Origin of the sequence: Bacillus pseudomycoides DSM 12442 (assembly GCF_000161455.1) — a bacterium.
GTDB classification, from domain to species: domain Bacteria; phylum Bacillota; class Bacilli; order Bacillales; family Bacillaceae_G; genus Bacillus_A; species Bacillus_A pseudomycoides.
On sequence record NZ_CM000745.1, the window covers coordinates 5,249,847 to 5,252,454 of the forward strand.

General features: G+C 32.9%; 4 protein-coding genes. All 4 read left to right on the top strand.

All coding sequences use genetic code 11. From position 1 onward, the window contains the following. Positions 1-645 precede the first annotated feature (645 nt). A complete protein-coding gene (locus BPMYX0001_RS26605; RefSeq protein ID WP_033799443.1) occupies positions 646-870 on the top strand; it encodes a hypothetical protein in 225 nt (74 codons plus the stop codon). Positions 871-944: 74 nt separating this feature from the next. Continuing rightward, positions 945-1,118: a hypothetical protein gene (locus tag BPMYX0001_RS33410; protein WP_006097297.1), complete on the top strand. Its 174-nt coding sequence runs from the start codon at positions 945-947 to the stop codon at positions 1,116-1,118. Between the two features lie 4 nt (positions 1,119-1,122). Next, the gene (locus BPMYX0001_RS26610; protein ID WP_006097298.1) at positions 1,123-1,332 is read left to right on the top strand and encodes a hypothetical protein; all 210 of its coding nucleotides are present in this window, start codon (positions 1,123-1,125) and stop codon (positions 1,330-1,332) included. Between the two features lie 341 nt (positions 1,333-1,673). Beyond that, positions 1,674-2,608: hypothetical protein (locus BPMYX0001_RS26615; RefSeq protein ID WP_033799790.1), on the top strand; the 935-nt coding region annotated here is incomplete at its 3' end.

Sequence of the window (2,608 nt, forward strand, 5' to 3'; positions counted from 1 at the left end):
TGAAATATACGTTCATAGAAATGAAGGTTACTCTTATCATGCACCATCAAGAAAGACAATGGTTTATGTTATAGAAAAGATTTAAAAGCATCCATAACGGTTGCTTTTTTATTTGTTATATAGAAATTACACAATAAACGTAATTGAAGAATGATTTAGGTATAACGCTAATTGATAAATCATACAATGATACAGAACGGTTTCCAACATGTTACCCCATCGATTTTTACGAGAGAGCACTTAACTTGGGGGAGTGTTCTCTTTCGTTTGCACACAAGGAAGTTCTCGACATACAATATCAGGTCAACATAAATACACCATTACTCGCATAACGAGCTCTATAAATAGGTATAGAGCTCTTTTATTTGCACCTTTTGAGATGGACAAGCATATATTATAGTGTAGGACAACCTCTCTCAGGTCCTATTCAATACTCATTGAAAACTCCTACACGTTTGGGCATCTACTGATGTGGATGCTCTTTTTAATTGAACAAAATGGACATTTGAAGAGATAGTACTTCCGCTTCCTTTTCTTAAAATATTCTTAAATGCATCTAGATTTAAGGATATAAAAAAATGAGAATGGTATAATTTTCTAAAACGAACTAAATAAAGTTGATTTTAGAAAAGGGGTAGAGGAAAAATGTTTCAAAAATTCAAATTTTATTTAATCAGCATTGTGGTCAGTTCGATATTAGGGGGAATTATCTTAGGTACTAATTTCTTGTTCCAAAATATATACGGATTAATTGCAGGTAAAGGATTTTATTTTAATACGTGGCCTTCTATTATTATATTTTGTATAGTGTTTATTTCTAGTTTTGCATATATGTTGAGGAAGGGTCCAGATATACTTATTAATGATTAATTCTATAGTTACTTCGTTAGGCGCTACCGTTATCGGTTTAGCGTCTTATTTTATTTTGAGAAGGAAGAGATGGGATGTTTTGGTTAGGAAGCTTAACGGGATACTTTCTAGGTACACTTGTTACTTTACTGGTGATTTACTTTGGATATCGGATTGGTGAGATGAATAAGGTGGAAGAAGAATGGATTGAGAAGTCTGCTGAGAAGGAAATGGAGCAATTGAAAGCGATAAGGGAAGATAAGGGATGAGAGGATGTTAGAGTTAACTGTGAAAATGGTTGATGGACAAGAGTTATATGTGAGAGGTTATGAAGCACAACGAATAAAGGAATTAATCGATAGACAAGGACTAGCATTTTTTACTCCTGGGTCGTGGTTTGAGTTAAATAAAATGAGTAACAGTAAGGCGATTAGATTTGTTTCTATTGATAAGGTAGTGACGATTGAATTTGACGAATCCTAACAAAACAAACAAACTCAACGAACAAAAATAGAGATAGCTAACTAAAAAACGAGGTAGTTCTGTAAATTCTTTAAAGACAACGTTTTGAATGTATACTTTTGTTAGTGTTTTTGCTTAAAATGGTTAAAATGCTATAAAGTCAGTAAAATCAATGTTTTGAATGTAAACTAATGGGTGTTAGTTTACATTCGATTTTTTAAGGTAAAAGGCTGAATAATTAAGAAAAGTGAATTTAATAAGTTACTATAATTTACATTTGAGTTAAAATAAGAGTGGTTGAAACTGGGGTCTCACTTATGTTTAGAAACAGAAATTAGAAAACATACAAATGGGAGGATACAATGATAAACCAAAAAAAGTTAGAAATGGCTTTTAAAAGATATAGCAAAAATTTTGTGGATGGAATCAAATTTGAAGATGTTAAAGATGAATATAATGTTAGTAGAAGAGAGAATGAGGAAATCGTTGAGCAAAATGAAACAGATAAAGATCACATACTATTAATAAATCTAAACCAAATTTCTTCATATCACTTGTCACTATGGAAAAATGATGTATTGATCAGCGGTGGAAACAATGTAGAAGGATTAAAGAACATGCAGAAGGTCTTATTTTACCAGTGCATGGGACAGGATCTCTATACAATCAGGTATCCTGGGATGATGTTGGAATATTCGTTTAGAGAAGTCGTCCTCACATTAGTTCATTTTGCAATGTATGGATGGGAGAAAGAAGAAAATATATTATATGATTTTATGGCTCATCACTTCGGTGGACATTTAATAAATGCCAATGAAAAGGATAGACATATTTGGTTTTTGCTAGAGCTGTACTTGCAGTATAAAAATAAAACCATCATGGGAACGAATGAAAAATTGCATCTAGCCGTAATAAATAAGTTTAAGGAAGCTGAACTACGATGCGACTTAATCCCTGAAGACCTGAACATTTATGATGAAGTGCTGGGACGTTGGTCGACTGGTAATTTAGAAGAAATAGAACATCTAATTTCGATAATGTCTGAGTATCATTCTGCATTAGCTTCTGAAATCGGACAGTTCGGTGAATTTGGTGATTTCAGATACGGATTTTATCCTTTTGAAATCTTATTCTTGATCCATGTAAGAAAACAACTAGGATTGCCAGTACCTACTCAATTCGATAATTTTCTGATGAATACTCCAGAAGCGAAAATGGTATTTGGAGAACGTGAGCCATACCCTGAATGGGACCCCGTGCTTCAAATGATTGATCAATTTTATCGTAAAAACTACCC

Bases quoted from the DNA above. Each gene is read 5' to 3' on its own strand.
- BPMYX0001_RS26605 (WP_033799443.1), top strand. From the start codon at position 646: ATGTTTCAAAAATTCAAATTTTATTTAATCAGCATTGTGGTCAGTTCG.
- BPMYX0001_RS33410 (WP_006097297.1), top strand. From the start codon at position 945: ATGTTTTGGTTAGGAAGCTTAACGGGATACTTTCTAGGTACACTTGTT.
- BPMYX0001_RS26610 (WP_006097298.1), top strand. From the start codon at position 1,123: ATGTTAGAGTTAACTGTGAAAATGGTTGATGGACAAGAGTTATATGTG.